Source organism: Nocardia sp. NPDC058497, from assembly GCF_042720195.1.
GTDB lineage: Bacteria > Actinomycetota > Actinomycetes > Mycobacteriales > Mycobacteriaceae > Nocardia.
In genome coordinates this window covers 7,401-21,775 of sequence record NZ_JBHXMY010000033.1, presented here as the reverse complement: position 1 = coordinate 21,775, position 14,375 = coordinate 7,401, and the positions used below count along the sequence as shown (strand labels likewise).

The 14,375-nt window shown below is 69.4% G+C and carries 13 protein-coding genes; 4 read left to right on the top strand and 9 right to left on the bottom strand.

What is annotated here, in order from left to right:
- Window positions 1-1,623 (top strand): aminotransferase class I/II-fold pyridoxal phosphate-dependent enzyme (locus ACFWPJ_RS04370; RefSeq protein ID WP_378847027.1); only part of this gene is annotated, 1,623 nt, incomplete at its 5' end.
- A gap of 35 nt (window positions 1,624-1,658) precedes the next feature.
- Here the strand turns inward: ACFWPJ_RS04370 and ACFWPJ_RS04365 are convergent.
- From ACFWPJ_RS04365 to ACFWPJ_RS04355, 3 genes are all read right to left on the bottom strand, one after another.
- Window positions 1,659-2,288 (bottom strand): NUDIX domain-containing protein, encoded by a 630-nt coding sequence (locus ACFWPJ_RS04365; RefSeq protein ID WP_378847024.1) that lies wholly within the window; start codon window positions 2,286-2,288, stop codon window positions 1,659-1,661.
- A 105-nt stretch (window positions 2,289-2,393) separates the two neighbouring features.
- The gene (locus ACFWPJ_RS04360) at window positions 2,394-3,803 is read right to left on the bottom strand and encodes an adenylosuccinate synthetase (RefSeq protein WP_378847022.1); all 1,410 of its coding nucleotides are present in this window, start codon (window positions 3,801-3,803) and stop codon (window positions 2,394-2,396) included.
- 26 nt (window positions 3,804-3,829) lie between these two features.
- Window positions 3,830-4,777: a hypothetical protein gene (locus ACFWPJ_RS04355; RefSeq protein ID WP_378847020.1), complete on the bottom strand. Its 948-nt coding sequence runs from the start codon at window positions 4,775-4,777 to the stop codon at window positions 3,830-3,832.
- Between the two features lie 354 nt (window positions 4,778-5,131).
- Here ACFWPJ_RS04355 and ACFWPJ_RS04350 point away from each other — a divergent pair, with 354 nt between their 5' ends.
- Entirely contained in the window at window positions 5,132-5,389 is a 258-nt protein-coding gene (locus tag ACFWPJ_RS04350) for a hypothetical protein (protein WP_378847019.1), read from the top strand.
- 67 nt (window positions 5,390-5,456) lie between these two features.
- On the opposite strand, the gene ACFWPJ_RS04345 is transcribed toward ACFWPJ_RS04350, so the two are convergent.
- Window positions 5,457-7,034, bottom strand: coding sequence for an ABC-F family ATP-binding cassette domain-containing protein (locus ACFWPJ_RS04345; protein ID WP_378847017.1), 1,578 nt, complete (start codon window positions 7,032-7,034; stop codon window positions 5,457-5,459).
- A 238-nt stretch (window positions 7,035-7,272) separates the two neighbouring features.
- Between ACFWPJ_RS04345 and ACFWPJ_RS04340 the strand changes: the two genes are divergently transcribed.
- On the top strand, window positions 7,273-7,839 hold the full coding sequence (locus tag ACFWPJ_RS04340) for a hypothetical protein (RefSeq protein WP_378847014.1): 567 nt from the start codon (window positions 7,273-7,275) through the stop codon (window positions 7,837-7,839).
- 79 nt (window positions 7,840-7,918) lie between these two features.
- Window positions 7,919-8,530 carry a GNAT family N-acetyltransferase gene (locus tag ACFWPJ_RS04335; protein ID WP_378847011.1) on the top strand — a complete coding sequence of 204 codons (612 nt, stop codon included), beginning with the start codon at window positions 7,919-7,921 and terminating at the stop codon, window positions 8,528-8,530.
- A 3-nt stretch (window positions 8,531-8,533) separates the two neighbouring features.
- Here ACFWPJ_RS04335 and ACFWPJ_RS04330 read toward each other — a convergent pair whose 3' ends face one another.
- The 5 genes from ACFWPJ_RS04330 to yajC form a co-directional block, all read right to left on the bottom strand.
- Entirely contained in the window at window positions 8,534-9,106 is a 573-nt protein-coding gene (locus ACFWPJ_RS04330; protein ID WP_378847008.1) for an adenine phosphoribosyltransferase, read from the bottom strand.
- Window positions 9,107-9,153: 47 nt separating this feature from the next.
- Window positions 9,154-10,866 carry an ABC transporter substrate-binding protein gene (locus tag ACFWPJ_RS04325; protein WP_378847005.1) on the bottom strand — a complete coding sequence of 571 codons (1,713 nt, stop codon included), beginning with the start codon at window positions 10,864-10,866 and terminating at the stop codon, window positions 9,154-9,156.
- A gap of 23 nt (window positions 10,867-10,889) precedes the next feature.
- Window positions 10,890-12,068, bottom strand: a complete 1,179-nt coding sequence (gene secF, locus ACFWPJ_RS04320) for a protein translocase subunit SecF (RefSeq protein ID WP_378847003.1) — start codon at window positions 12,066-12,068, stop codon at window positions 10,890-10,892.
- On the bottom strand, window positions 12,065-13,753 hold the full coding sequence (secD, locus tag ACFWPJ_RS04315) for a protein translocase subunit SecD (protein ID WP_378847000.1): 1,689 nt from the start codon (window positions 13,751-13,753) through the stop codon (window positions 12,065-12,067). The genes secF and secD overlap by 4 nt, the downstream gene beginning before the upstream one ends.
- A 105-nt stretch (window positions 13,754-13,858) precedes the next feature.
- On the bottom strand, window positions 13,859-14,203 hold the full coding sequence (gene yajC, locus ACFWPJ_RS04310; RefSeq protein ID WP_378846997.1) for a preprotein translocase subunit YajC: 345 nt from the start codon (window positions 14,201-14,203) through the stop codon (window positions 13,859-13,861).
- Between the last annotated feature and the right edge of the window lie 172 nt (window positions 14,204-14,375).

Here is a 14,375-nt window from a genome sequence, read left to right as displayed (position 1 = left end):
TCCCGCCAACAGACCGCGGTGGGGGCGCGGGGGGCGCCGGGCCCCCCCGCCTCCCTCGCGCGGGGTGCCGCCGCGACCCTCGCCTCGCCGCTGGCGGTACCCGCAGTCGACCCCGGCGCGATCGCCGGCATCGTGCGCGCGGAGTGCGGCCGCGTCAGCGGGTACTCCGTCGACCGACTCCGCGATACCGAAACCCTCACCGGCGAGCTCGGATTCGACTCGATGATGCTCTCGGACCTGTTCGGTGGCCTGATGCGCAAGCTGCCGGGACTCCAGGTCGACCCGTCCTGGCCGAGCGCCGCGACCACCCTTGGTGATGTCGTCGACTACGTCACCAGTCAGGTCGTCGGTACACCCGCTCCGGCCCCGGCCGTTCCCGCCCCCGCGCCGGTTCCCGAACCGGCGCCGGTGGCCGTCACCCCGGAGTACCGGATCGCCGACTTCTCTGAGGTGAAGGCGATCGAGGACCGGCTCGCCGGCGCGGCGGCGCTCGGACTGGACAACCCGTACTTCCTGGTCAACGACGGCGTCACCCGCGACACCTCGCTGATCGACGGTGTCCCGGTCGTGAACTTCTCCAGCTACAACTACCTGGGGCTGTCCGGCCACCCGGCGGTCGTCGCGGCAGTGCAGGACTCCGTCGCCCGCTACGGCAGCTCCTGCTCGGCCAGCAGGGTGCTCTCCGGTGAGAAACCGGTCCATCGGGAGCTGGAGGCCGAACTCGCCACGCTGCTGGGCACCGAGGACGCGATCGCGCTGGTCGGCGGCCACTCCACCAACGTCACCATCATCGGGCACCTGGTCGGACCCGACGACCTGGTGATCCACGACAGCCTCGCCCACGACAGCATCCTGCAGGGCTGCGTGCTGTCCGGCGCCACGCGAAGGCCCTTCCCGCACAACGACCATGCCGCCCTGGACCGGCTGCTGGGCGAGCTGCGGCACCGCTACCGCCGGGTCCTGATCCTCATCGAGGGCGTCTACAGCCAGGACGGCGACATCCCCGACCTGCCCGCGATCATCGAGATCAAGAAGAAGCATCAGGCGCTGCTGATGATCGACGAGGCGCACAGCATCGGCGTGCTCGGCGCGCACGGCGGCGGCATCGGCGAGTACTTCGCCGTCGACCGCCGGGATGTCGAACTGTGGTCGGGCACCATGTCGAAGGCGCTGGCCGGATGCGGTGGATATGTGGCGGGCAGCGCGGAACTGATCCGCTTCCTGAAGTACACGACGCCCGGGTTCGTCTACAGCGTCGGCATGACGCCGATGAACGCCGCCGCCTCGGCGGAAGCGATCCGGCAGCTCCGGGCCGACGGCACACCGCTGCAGCGTCTGCGGCACAACGCCCGGCTGTTCCTCGAGCTGGCCCGCGCCGCCGGGATCGACACCGGCGACAGCCACGACACCCCGATCATCCCGTGCATCGTGGGTGATTCGCTGAAGACGATGCGACTGTCGAACACGCTGCTGCGCCGTGGGATCAACGTCAATCCGATCATCTATCCGGCGGTGCCCGAAGACCTCGCGCGGCTGCGCTTCTTCGTCACCGCCTGCCACACCGAAGAACAGATCCGCGACACCGTCGCTGTCCTCGCCGAGGAACTCGCCGCGTCGGCCTAGTCACCACCGACCGCGGGTCGTCCGGCGACCGTCAGTTACGCCTCGTTGTCGCTGAACGCCCACACGACGGCGGGTCGCCCGGTGGCCTTCACCCGTCGCCGTTCGCCGGTGCGGTCGAGACCCGGGATCGCGGCCAGCGTCCGGTTGAGGTTCGCCGGGTCGGGGCGGGTGCCGTGCAAGGAGGTGCTGAGGTCGACCGCTCGGGTCGCGGGAAACTCCTCGCCCGCGAGTGCGCGGGTGAGGGCCTGGTCTTTCCACAGCATCCCCGCGAGCAGCCCGCGGCTGGTGTCGACGATGCGGTTGTGGTCGAACGCGAGCGGAGGAACCTCGTCGAAATCGACCCACTCGGCGGGCCCTTCGTGCTCGGCGACGACAGCCCACATGGCGATCGACAGCGTCGGCCCGCGCGGATCACGGTGCGGCTCATCGAAGGTGACCAGCTGACCGACCGCGCCGATCGCCGCCATCGGCACCCCGAGTTTGGTGTGCACCGCACGCCGAGCGGCCTCGGCCAGGCGCTCACCCCGCCCCAGCAGCACACCGGGCAGCGCGAGTTCACCGGTGAACGGTGCGAACTCGCGCGCGGCGATCCCGATGCGCACCCCGCTGTCGGCATCCCAGCACCGCAACGTCACGACATCGATCGACACAACGGATTGCTCCACGTCGTCCCATCCTGCCGCACGCACGCCCCGGATGCGAAGCTGCGGTACCCGCGGTCCGCAGCGCGGGCCCCTTGCGGGCGCATCCCACGGCCCGCTATCGCACGCTCACTCATGCGGACTGTTCGGCAGTCGAGACGCCGCCGTCCGCGCCCACCGGCACGCTGTTCGCTGAGCTCGTGCCAGCGGTGGTTCGAGACGAACGATGCGCTCCCGCCGATCCAGTCCGTGGCCGACAGGCTCGACCGGCGCAGGCGTCGAAGCACCGCCGAACGCCGATTCATCACGCGCAACACGGTCCCGCCGATCCGGGCCGTGGCCGGTCAGCGCCACCAGCACGCGCAGACGGTCGGCGAGCCAGTCGGCCGGGTCACCGTGGACCGGCTCGAGGATCGGAGTCGCCTCGGACAACTGGTCGGTCAGCCGATGCTGATGCTCGAGATCACGCCAGCGGCCCGGGATCAGGTCGGTGACAATGCCTGCTCCGGTGTCGTATGCGGCTGCGGCGCACAGTGTTCCGGGCACGTCGAGGTGGTTGACGACCAACCCGTCGATCCCGCCGCAGACCTCGATCGCGTACCGCAACAGAATCGGGTCGAGGTGACCCTGCCGGAACGCACCCTGATACGGGCCGGTGCCGTTGTGCGGCTCCGGGTTGCCGAGCGGCGCTTCGGTCGGGAGCGGACCGGCGCCGTGCCGGGTCATGTAGGTGCGAGTGACACCCAGAACCGTTGCGGCGCCCCCGATCCCGGCGATCATGGCGCGGGCATGGCGTGGCTCGACGGTCGACCAGGTGGTGTGCGGGTGGAATCCGCGCCATTCGTCGAGGAGAACGCCCTGCGCGCCCTCGAACACCAGCCTGCCGCGCGCGGCGGTGCGCGCGAGTTCACCGTCGTCGGTGATGCGCACCGCCCCGGCGAAGTCGCCGTACATCGCGACCAGGGCGTCGATCGATTCGTAGCCGTGCGCGCTCGGGCCGATCAGCTCGTCGTAGTGCGCAGCCAGCCGATCCAGCTTGGCGCGCAGGACGTCGGGCGTCCGGCAGTCGGCGACGGTCGGCGCGTCGTGTTCGAGTGCATACCAGGCGGTTTCGCCGATACCACGGCCGCAGGAACCGTGCCGCGAGGAACCCCTCGCGTCCTCGCGGGCACGGTTCGCCGCGATGTGGATCGGCGTGGTGAGCAGGGCGCGACCGTCGACGGCGAGCAGTCCCAGCGGATCACGCACGCCGAGCGCGGCGAGCTGTCCGGATTCGGCGGCGAGCGCGATCGGCTCCACCAGCATGTGCCGCGAGAGCAGGGTCGGCACACCGTGGAAGGTCCCCGCGCCGAACTGCGCGAAGGTGTGGTGGCGGCCGTCGGCGACGACATTGTGCGCGGCCTGCGCACCGCCGTTGAACCGCACGACCGCCGCCACCTCGAGGTCCGCCTCCGGTGCGCACAGCCAGTCGACGGTCGCGCCCTTGCCCGCGTCACCGAATCCCAGATCGACGACGACGATGTGCCCGGCACCGAACATGGCAGCGCTCCTTCCCTTCTCGTACCTCACCGACCGGGCGGCAGCGCCCGCACACCGCGCGCCGGCTTCGAACCCAGCGCCCGGCCGACGGCGTCGGCCTCGGCCACCGATCCGACATCGCGCAGGTCGGCCAGCCCGGTGTCGACGTCGACCCGGTCCTCCCCCAGTCCGATCGTCAGCGCGATCAATTCGCACACCGCGCCGGGATCGTCGAGCTTCAGGAAGTTCTGCCCGAGCAGTCCCCGCCAGTGCTCGGCGATCTCCGGATCCCGGTAGTACGACGACTGATTCGGCAGGATGTAGTAGATGTGCCACCGCTGCGCGAGCTCGCGGTAGATCGACTCGACCGACACATCGCGCCGCACATGATCGCCGATGACCGACCGGATGTGCCGGGCCGCCAGCCGCGGCTTGTTGAGCTCGTCGCCGATCACGAACAGATACCCGCGCTTCCCGCGCTTCTCCCACGCATCGGTCGCGACATGCTCCGCCATGAAATAGGCGGCCAGCTCATAGCTTTCGGACTTCTGCCCGCCACCGCCGCCTTCGAGCAGGATCGATCGCAACTGCTCGTCCATCCGGTTGTCGGACTCGAACTGCCCCACCTGCAACGGCACCCGATCGGTATCGGCATCCCCGATCGCCCCGAACAGCACCTGCGGATCCTGCGCATACCCCTTGCTCTTCAACAGCCCGTGCAACTTCCCGAGCTTGTCCTGCATGATCCGCGGCACCCGGCCCATCGACCCGGTCACGTCGAACAACACCGCCACCGGCAACGAGTTCCCATGCTCCGCCGAATCCCGGCACTCCCGAACCCCCACCCCGAACGGATCCAGCAACGGATGCGCACACCACGTGTCATACGGCTGCTCCCGCATCTCCGCCGTATACCCGAAGTCATCCACCCCAGCCCGCGCCCGGAACGTCTTCCCCGCCCGATACGCACTGTCATCCCAATGCCCGTATCCCATCAGAACCACTCCCCTCTCGGTTTTCGTTGTTTTAGTCTAATCAACCAAAACAACGATCGTCAAGAGCCCCAGCGGATTCGCTGATTGTCGGTCCCGTCGGCTACCTTCTGGCACATGCCGTCGGCTCCGCACGAAGTGGTGATCGATCTCTTCCAACAGCAACCGACCCTCGTCGCCCCGTTGCTGACCGAATTGGGCTGCCCCCTACCTGAATACGAGTCGATAACCACCGTGCCGGGCGATGCCACGGTGCTCGCACCGACCGAGCATCCTGGGTGGCGACCGCGCCGCGCTGTACTATGACTTCATCCTGTCGACGCTGCCCGTGCAGCGCGATCCGAGTGGGAGGCACTGATGGCCGCCGGGCTCCAAGGTTACGAATACCGCAGCGAGTGCGCCCGCACGGACTTCGCGGCAGGCGAAGCGCGGGGCGAGGCCCGCGGCGAAGCTCGCGGTGAGGCCAAGTCCGTGCTGACAGTGCTCGACGCTCGCGGTATCACCGTCCCCGCCGAGATCCGCGAGCGAATCCTCGGTTGCGATGACCTCGATCAACTGCAGCAGTGGCTGCGCAAGGCACTCGAGGTCAATCGCGCGGCTGACCTCCTGGGCTGACCGCCGCCGGAGGTGACTCCTGCCGCCGATCCGGGAGCGGGTCAGGTAGTTGCCGAGGGCCTCCGTCCTACTCGACCAGCCCCTCGGGGGTGAGCTCGAGGGTGCGGGTCACCCCGATGTCGTCGAGGAACCGCGCGTCGTGGCTGACCACGATCAGCGCGCCCTCGAAGCTCGCCAGCGCCTGAGTCAGGTGCGCGAGGCTGGGCAGATCGAGGTTGTTGGTCGGCTCGTCGAGCATCAGCAGTTTCGGCGCGGGTTCGGCCAGCAACAGCGTCGCCAGTGCGGCCCGCAAGCGCTCCCCGCCGGACAGCGCCGAGGCCGCGATGTCGGCATCGCCGCCGCGAAACAGGAAGCGCGCCAACTGACCCCGGATCTGCTCGGCGGTGGCGTGCGGTGCGGCCGCGGCCACGTTCTCGAACACGCTGCGCTGCTCGTCGAACACGTCGAGCCGCTGCGGCAGCAGCCGCCACGCCACCTTCGGCCGCTCCGCCACGATCCGGCGCAGCAATGTCGTCTTGCCCGCACCGTTGCGGCCGGTGAGCGCGATCCGCTCCGGACCGCTCACCCGCAGATCGACCACCGGGCCGTTGGCCAGCCGCGCCTGCTCGAGGGTGACGACATCCTGCCCCGGATACAGCCGGGTGCCGGGCAGCTCGATCCTGATCTCGCGATCCGCGCGCACCAATTCCGCGGCTTGGTCGAGGGTTTCGCGCGCGGTGTCGAGCTTCTCGATGTGGGAGGTGCGCAGTTTGCCCGCCGACACCTCGGCGGCGTTGCGGCGCAGTCCCGCCACGATCTTCGGCACCCGCTTGTTGTCCTGCGCCTTCTGCGCGAACCGCTGCCTGCGATCCAGTTTGGTCCGCGCGTCGACCAGTTCGCGCGCCTGCTTGCGCACATCGCTGCGCGCATCACGCACCGCGGCCCGCGCCGCCTCCTGTTCCTGGTCGATGATCCGTTCGTAGTCGCTGAAATTGCCGCCGAACGAACGGATCTCGCCTGCCCGCAGCTCGGCGATGCCGTCCATCCGGTCCAGCAGTTCCCGGTCGTGGCTGACCACGACGACGGTGCCCGCGAACTGCCGGATCACCTCGTAGAGCCGGGCGCGCGCGACCGCGTCCAGATTGTTGGTCGGCTCGTCGAGCAGCAGCACATCGGGTTCGCGCAGAAGTTCCGCGACGAGCCCGAGCAGCACGGTTTCGCCACCGGAGAGGGTGTCGAGGGTGCGGTCCAGGTCGGCGACGGAACCGGCGACATAGTCGAGTCCGAGCTTGCCGAGCAGGGCGATCGCCTCGTCCTCGATCTGCCACTGCACGCCGACGGTGTCGAAGTCCGCGGGCTCGCCGATGCCGCCTTCGATGCGCTGCAACGCGGCGCGCACCTCGGCGATGCCGAGCACCGTCTCGACCCGCCGGCCGGTCTGCATGCCCAGGTCCTGACGCAGATAGCCGATCCGTCCCGGCGCCGTGATCGACCCGCGGAGCGGGCGCAACGCACCGGTGATCAACCGCATCAGCGTGGATTTGCCCGCACCGTTGCTGCCGACCAGACCGATCTGGCCCGGACCGACAACGCCGTCGAGGCCGTCGAACACGACGGTGCCATCCGGCCAGTGGAAGGTGAGATTGGAAAAGGAAAGAGAGGTCATGCGGATCCCCTTGAGGTGCGACGGAAACACGGTGCGCAGAATGCGGACCGTCCGGGAGCGCTACCTCAAGAAATCAACGCGTGACTCCGATCGCCGGGAACAAGACCATTCATTGATAACACTCCGGCGCACCGTCGCGCCACCCCTATTTTCGGCACCGTGAGCCCACTCACGCAGAGCCCGGTAGTGCGGTGCGGCTCACCTATCGTGGAAGACGATCGCGAACAAGGGGAGGGACATGAGCGCTGACGTCGTCATCGTCGGCGCGGGCTATGCCGGGATCAGCGCCGCGCAACGACTGGCCGCCGCCGAGCACGCCGTCTCCCTCGGCACCTGGACCGAAGCCGAACGAGCCCGGCACCGCTTGCGCGCGCTGCCAAACCGGGGCGGTGGTCACCGTCATCGGCGGCGGCCTCACCGGGATCGAAGTCGCGGCCGAGCTGGCCGAGAGTGGTTCGGCGCGTGTGCATCTGGTGACCGGCGAGCTGGGACACAGCATGTCCCCCGCAGCGCCGACCCGCTGCGCATGAGCTGTCAGGCTGCCATCCCGTCCGGCATCCACGCCGCCGAGACGGTGCTGCGGCTGCACGCGGGTCAGGCACCGAAACCGTTGCGCCGCAGGTACATCGGCCAGGCGGTGAGTCTGGGCCGCAAGAACGCGCTCGTCCAGTTCACCGACTTCACCGATCGCCCGCTGCCCCAGCTGGTGCTCACCCACGGCAGCGCCGCCCTGCTGAAGGAACAGATCTGCCGGGCGACCATGCGCGGCGGGCAACTCGGACCGGTTCGCTACCGGTGGTCGTGAGCGCCGGACCTGTCGGAGTGGAACGCTAACGTGTGTTCCAACCATCGAAGGCCGTACCAGTGAAATCGAAAGGACTGTTATGTCGGAGCCGAAGCGAGTACGTGCCGCCGAACGGGGTGACGTGCGGGCAGCCGCGGACGCGCTCGGCGCGGCCTTCCGGCACGACCCGGTGATGAGCTGGATCCTGCCGGACGAGCGCAGGCGAGCCGCCGGACTCCCCCGGTTCTTCGGTGCGGTGGCACGGCACGTCTTCTTCCCGCTCGACGCGTCCGATCTGGCGCTCCACGAGGACGGGACCGTCGCCGGAGTGGCGATGTGGACCCCGCCGAACCGCTGGCAGAGCAATCTCACCACCGACCTACGTGTCATGCCCGGGCTGATCCGCGGGTTCGGGCGGCGCATCCAGGCCGGTAAAACCGTCGGTGACCTGATCAAACACCACCATCCGAAGGAACCGCACTGGTACCTGGCGATGCTCGGCACCACCCCCGAGGCCCGCGGCGCCGGGTACGGCAGCGCCCTGCTGCGCTCGCGGCTCGCCCGCGTCGACGCCGAGGGCGCCGCCGCTTACCTCGAATCCAGCAACCCCGACAACGTCCCGCTGTACGAACGCTTCGGCTTCACCGTCACCGGTGAGCTCCGTATTCCCGGCGGGCCGCCGCTGTGGCCGATGTGGCGGGCACCCCGCTGACGGTTACAGCTTGACGATGGACGTCAGCGGGTAGTCGCCCTGGTGCTCGCGGCCCTTCAGGAACTCGAGTTCCAGCACGACAGCGGCCGCGACCACCTCGGCGCCGACCTCCTTGAACAGCGCGGCCGCGGCGGCTAGGGTGCCGCCGGTGGCGAGCACGTCGTCGAGCAGCAGAATGCGCTTGCCCTCGAGTTCGACGCCGTCGGCCGGGATCTCCAGTGCGGCGGAACCGTATTCGAGCTGGTATTCGCGCGACACCACCGGCGGTGGCAGCTTGCCGCCCTTGCGGATGGCGAGCACGCCGGTGCCCAGCGTCGCGGCGACACCCGCACCGAGCAGGAAGCCACGCGCGTCCACACCGGCGACGAGATCGGCGTCGGGCGCAACGGCGGCGAAGCAGTCGATGACCGCCCGGAAGCCCTCGGCGTCGGCGAACACCGGGGTCAGATCGGCGAAACGCACACCCGGCGTGGGGAAGTCGTCGTGCCAGCGGGTCAGCCGCGACACCGCGTCGGCGGCCCTGCTGGTCCGCTCACTGACCTGGTCGTCGGACTCGACCACCGCGTGCTTGCTCATCGACACCTCTCCGTCACGGTCACGCCCCGCGTGACTGCCACCACTACTCATCGCTGCAACACCCAGCGATCCATGTTCCAGCCGGTACCGGCCTGCGTCGGCCCGGCGATCCCGTTCTGCATGCCGGTGCCGAAGGCGATGGTGCGCGGCGTCGCGAACAACGGAATGCTCGGCAGCTGCGCCCACAGCAGGTTCTCGGCCTCGGTCAGCAGGTTCAGCGTGAAGGTCGAGTTGGTCTCTCCCGCAAGCTGATCGGTGATCGCATCGTAGCGACCGTTAGCGAAGCCACCGACATTGAGGCCGCTACCGGCCCGCAACGCCGCGAACGCCGCGCCGCCGGTGGTCGATCCGGCAGGCCCGGGAACTGCAGCGGTGCCGCCGAGCACCGCGTCGACCGCACCCTCGGACAGCCGGACGGGCGTGAAATCCGGTGCGCCCGCGTCGACCACGCTGATGCCCGCGCCGCGGCAGGAATCGGCGATCATCGCCACCGTCTTGGCCCGGCGCGCGTCCGGCGCCAGGTAACCGATCCGGACGGTCGGCTGCGCGGCGCCCGCCGAGGCCAGGGTCGCGGTGGCCGCCGGGATATCGGCTCCCTTGTACCGGTCGGCGGCACCGATCACCGCCGGGTAATACAGCGAATCCTGCTGCACCACATGGGCGTTCAACGGCCCGGCGCCGAGACCGCTCGGCGGGATCTCCCCCGCCTTGCCCAGCGTGTCGAACAGCGCCTGCCGTGGCACACACTGAGCGAACGCGCGGCGCACCTCCGGCGCGCCGAAGACGCCGTCGGTGGCGAGCACGAGCTGTTCGGCGCTGCGGCTCGCGATCGTCTGCTCCTCGAAACCGTCGAGCTTCAGATCCGAGACCGATCCGGCGCCCAGGTCGACGACGCCGAGCGCGTTCTCCTTCGCCTTGGCGGCGTAGTCGGTGCCCTTGGGCCACACCACGATCCGGCTGGTCGCGGGCGCGCTCCCCCACCACTTCTCGTTGGCGACGAGCACCAAACCGTCCTTCGCGCTGAAGGATTCGATCCGGTACGGCCCCGAGGACGGGAACTTGGTGAGGTCGAGCCCACCCGGCTTCATGGTCCAGCCGGAGTTCCAGAAGTCGGCGATCCGGCCGAGCACGGCGCCGTCGCCGGTCTGCAGCGCGTGCACCACGTTCGGCACGCCCACCGCCTGCGCCACCACGTGCGCGGGCATGAGCTCGGCCGCGGTGAACAGGGTCCGCCAGGGCAGGTAGTGCCTGCCGGGCCGGAACACCACGGTGGCGTCCTTGGAGCCCGGCTGGCAGTCGACCCGCTCGATGTCGGCGTAGCCCGCGGTGCTCGCCGCGTCGAACAGCGGGACCGGGCCGCGGTCGCCGGGGCGGGTGAACCGGCCCGAGCGCGCCGACCAGGCCAGCACCAGATCGTCGCAGGAGGTCTGCACCCCGTCGGAGTACACCCCGTCCGGGTTGAGCCGGTACTGCACGGTCTGCGTCTCGCCCGGCACCTCCTTCGCGGTGCCCGCGTCGGTGTCGGCGACCTGCTGACCGTCGGGTCCGGTGTAGAAGAACCCGGTCAGCACCCGCCCGAACACCGCCGCGGCGCCGCTGCTCGCCCCGAGCGTGCTGCCGCCGTTGTAGCTGGCGATCGCCGCGTCGACGGCGTACCCGATGGAGGGCACCTGGTTCTTGCTCGAGCACCCGGCCACCAGGCCGGTGGTGACGGCCGCCGTGGCCAGCACGGTGATCAGTCGAATCGTGCCGCGTCGCATGATGAGACCCCCTGCTGTCGCCGTCAGTTCCTTCGCTTGTGGCGCTTCCCGCTGGGCCGCGCGCCGGGCCGCGGCGCCGGCGCGTCGGCCGGTCGCGGGCCGCGGGTGGCGCCTGCGGCCACCGGCACCCGGGGGCTCACCCCGCCACCGGCCCGCTTGGCGAGCACCTTCTTGGTGTGCGCGGCCACCGGACCCCAGCGTTCCTTGATCGACACCAGCACCGGGACGGCGAGGAAGATCGAGGAGTAGGCGCCGACGATCATGCCGACCAGCTGCACCAGCGCGAGGTCCTTCAGCGTGCCGACGCCGAGCAGCCACACCGCGATCACCAGCATGCCGATGATCGGCAGGATGCCGATGACGGTGGTGCTGATCGAGCGCATCAGGGTCTGGTTGGCGGCGAGGTTCGCCTGCTCGGCGTAGGTGCGTTTGTTCAGGTGCAGCACGCCGCGGGTGTTCTCCTCGACCTTGTCGAAGACGACGACATTGTCGTAGAGCACGTAACCCAGAATCGTGAGCAGACCGATCACCGCGGCCGGGGTCACCTCGAACCCGACCAGCGAATAGATGCCCGCCGTGACGATCAGGTTGAAGAACAGCGACACGATCGCCGCGATCGACATGTCCCGTTCGAAGCGGATCGCGATGTAGATCATCGTCAGCGCGACGAACACCGCCAGCGCGATCAAGGCCTTCTGGGTGATCTGCCCGCCCCAGGTCTCGCTGATCTCGGCGATGCTGATGGCGTTGCGGCTGACCTCACCGTCGGAGTCCTTGGGCTGGAACGCCTCGAACAGCGCGGTCTGGACCTGCTCGGTCTGGGCCGCGTCGAGGGTTTCCGACCGCACCTGGATGGTGGCGGCCGCGCCGGAGCCGACCTGCTGCACCGTCACCGGCCCGTGGCCGAGCGTCTCGGAGTAGACGTCCTCCACCTGCTGGGTGCTGACGTTGTCGGCCGCGGGGATCTGGATGCGCGAGCCGCCCTCGAAGTCGATGCCGAGGGTGAAGCCGCGCACCGCGATGCTGAGCAGCGAGATCAGCAGCATCGCCGCGGACAGGGCGTAGAAGAACCTGCGCCGGTTGACGATCCGGAATCCGCCGGTGCCGGTGTAGAGACGTTCGAAGAACCCGTGCTTGGGGCCCTGCGACGGCTCGGCCTTGTCGAGGTACACCGTTTCCTCGGTGGGATGGGTGTTGCTCATCGTGACATCTCCTTCGGCCGAGCCTGGCCGGCACCGCGTTCCCTGGCGATCTGCTGCACCGAGCCGAGACCGTTCACCGACGGCTTCGCCCAGAACGGCGAGCGCGCGGCGAGCATCATCAGCGGTGCGGTGACCAGATAGAGCACGATCACGTCGAGGACGGTGGTGATACCGAGGGTGAAGGCGAAGCCCTTCACCTGACCGGCGGCGAGCAGGTACAGCACGACCGAGGCGATCAGGCTGACGGTCTTACCGGACAGGTTGGTGCGCTGCGCCCTGGCCCAGCCGCGCGGCACCGCCGAGCGGAAGCTGCGGCCCTCGCGCATCTCGTCCTTGATGCGTTCGAAGAACACGACGAACGAGTCGGCGGTGAGGCCGATACCGATGATCAGACCGGCGATACCGGCCAGATCGAGGGTGAAGCCGATCCAGCGCCCGAGCAGCACGATGATGCCGTAGACGGCGACACCGGCGGCGAGCAGCGAGAACCCGGCCAGCAGGCCGAGCATGCGGTACACCAGCAGGCAGTACAGCAGCACCGCGATCAGGCCGACCGCGCCGGCCAGCAGACCCGCCTTCAGCGAGGACAGGCCGAGCGTCGCCGAGACGGTCTCGGCTTCCGAGGTCTGGAACGACAGCGGCAGCGAACCGTACTTCAGGGTGTTGGCCAGCTCGGCCGCGCTGTCGGCGGTGAAACTGCCCGAGATCGAGGTGCGCCCGCCCAGCTGCGGACCCTGCTGCACCTGCGGAGCGCTGACCACCTTCGAGTCGAGTACGAACGCGACCCTCTTGTAGACGTATTCACCGGTCAGATCCTTCCAGGCATCGGCACCGGCGGACTTGAACTCCAGGTTCACCTCGTGCCGGGCCTGCTGGGTGTTCAGGCCGGAGGTCGCGTCGGCGATCTCCTGGCCGTCGATGCGGCTCGGGCCGAGCAGGAACACCTCGGTGCCGTCCTGCGAGCAGGTGACCAGCGGCAGCGCCGGGTCGTCGTTGCCTGCCAGCGGGTCGGGCTTGGTGCAGTCCATGCTCGCCACCGCGACCTGCTGCACGGCCTGATCGGTGCTCTGCCGCAGCGCCTTGGCGTCGGCGATCTCCTTGGCCTGCTGCTGCTGGACGCTGCCGCCACCGGGGGCCGGGGTCGGCGTCGGCGGCGCCTGCGCCGGGAACACCCGCGACTGCGGTGCCGGGGTGGTCGGCTCGTCTGCCGCGGGGGCGGTGGTCTCGGCGGGCGCCGGGGTATCGGTCGCCGGGGTCTGTGGCGCGCCGGGCTGGGTCGGGGGCACCTGGGCGCCACCGGCCTGCGGCTGGGTGGCCGCCAGCACCGGACGGATGTAGAGCTTGGCGGTGGTGGCCAGCGCGCGGGCCTGCTGGCTCTCCTCGCCGGGCACCGTGATGACGATGTTGTCGCCGTCGATGACCACTTCGGAGCCGGAGACGCCGAGGCCGTTGACCCGGTTCTCGATGATCTCCTGGGCCTTCTTCAGGCTGTCCTGGCTCGGCCTGCTGCCGTCGGGGGTGCGCGCGGTCAGGGTGACGCGGGTGCCGCCCTGCAGGTCGATACCGAGCTTGGGCGTGGGGGAATGATCACCGGTGAAAAACACCAGCGCGTAGATCACGGCCAGCAGCGCGGCGTAGACGCCGAGCAGCCGGAACGGATGCGCCGATCCCTGGGAAGGTGGCACAGCAGGTCATCTCCTAGGCGGAAGTCGAGGTCGGAACGATGGGCACGGCAGTGCCCGCGCCGGGTACGCGACGCGGAGCGCGCGCACCGGCGATGACGGGAGTGATCAGTCCTTGGTCAGCCGGGTCTCGGTCTGATCCGCGGACTCCTCGACGGGGGCGTCGGTGGCGGTGGTGGTGGTCTCCTCGGCCGCCTGCTCCTCGGCACGCACCTCACGGATCGCCTGGCGCAGCCAGGTGGTCACGACGTCCTCGGCGATCTCCAGGTCGACGGTGGTGTCGTCGAGGTCGACGACGGTGCCGTACAGGCCCGACGTGGTGATGACCTGGTCACCGACCTTCAGACCCTCCTGCATGCTCGAGACCTTCTCGGCCTCCCGCTTCTGTTTGCGGATACCGAAGAACATCGGCACGAGCAGGGCGAGAATCAGCAGCGGAAACAGGAAGTCCATCGTCGAAGTCAGTCCCTAGTCAGTGGTGGACGTGCAGGTACGCCTGACAGTCTGCCAGTTCCCGGCCGCGGCGACACACCGGACACCGGCGCGCGAGGGAAAACGGCCCCCGGTAGCGGTGACGCGAAAAGGGGGCCGGCCCTGAGCTGCGGGCCCGCACGCCCGCCCGGAG

Coding starts and splice junctions, on each gene's coding strand:
- ACFWPJ_RS04360 (WP_378847022.1), bottom strand. CDS start 3,803: ATGTTCGGTGCCGGGCACATCGTCGTCGTCGATCTGGGATTCGGTGAC.
- ACFWPJ_RS04355 (WP_378847020.1), bottom strand. CDS start 4,777: ATGGGATACGGGCATTGGGATGACAGTGCGTATCGGGCGGGGAAGACG.
- ACFWPJ_RS04350 (WP_378847019.1), top strand. CDS start 5,132: ATGGCCGCCGGGCTCCAAGGTTACGAATACCGCAGCGAGTGCGCCCGC.
- ACFWPJ_RS04345 (WP_378847017.1), bottom strand. CDS start 7,034: ATGACCTCTCTTTCCTTTTCCAATCTCACCTTCCACTGGCCGGATGGC.
- ACFWPJ_RS04340 (WP_378847014.1), top strand. CDS start 7,273: ATGAGCGCTGACGTCGTCATCGTCGGCGCGGGCTATGCCGGGATCAGC.
- ACFWPJ_RS04335 (WP_378847011.1), top strand. CDS start 7,919: ATGTCGGAGCCGAAGCGAGTACGTGCCGCCGAACGGGGTGACGTGCGG.
- ACFWPJ_RS04330 (WP_378847008.1), bottom strand. CDS start 9,106: ATGAGCAAGCACGCGGTGGTCGAGTCCGACGACCAGGTCAGTGAGCGG.
- ACFWPJ_RS04325 (WP_378847005.1), bottom strand. CDS start 10,866: ATGCGACGCGGCACGATTCGACTGATCACCGTGCTGGCCACGGCGGCC.
- secF (WP_378847003.1), bottom strand. CDS start 12,068: ATGAGCAACACCCATCCCACCGAGGAAACGGTGTACCTCGACAAGGCC.
- yajC (WP_378846997.1), bottom strand. CDS start 14,203: ATGGACTTCCTGTTTCCGCTGCTGATTCTCGCCCTGCTCGTGCCGATG.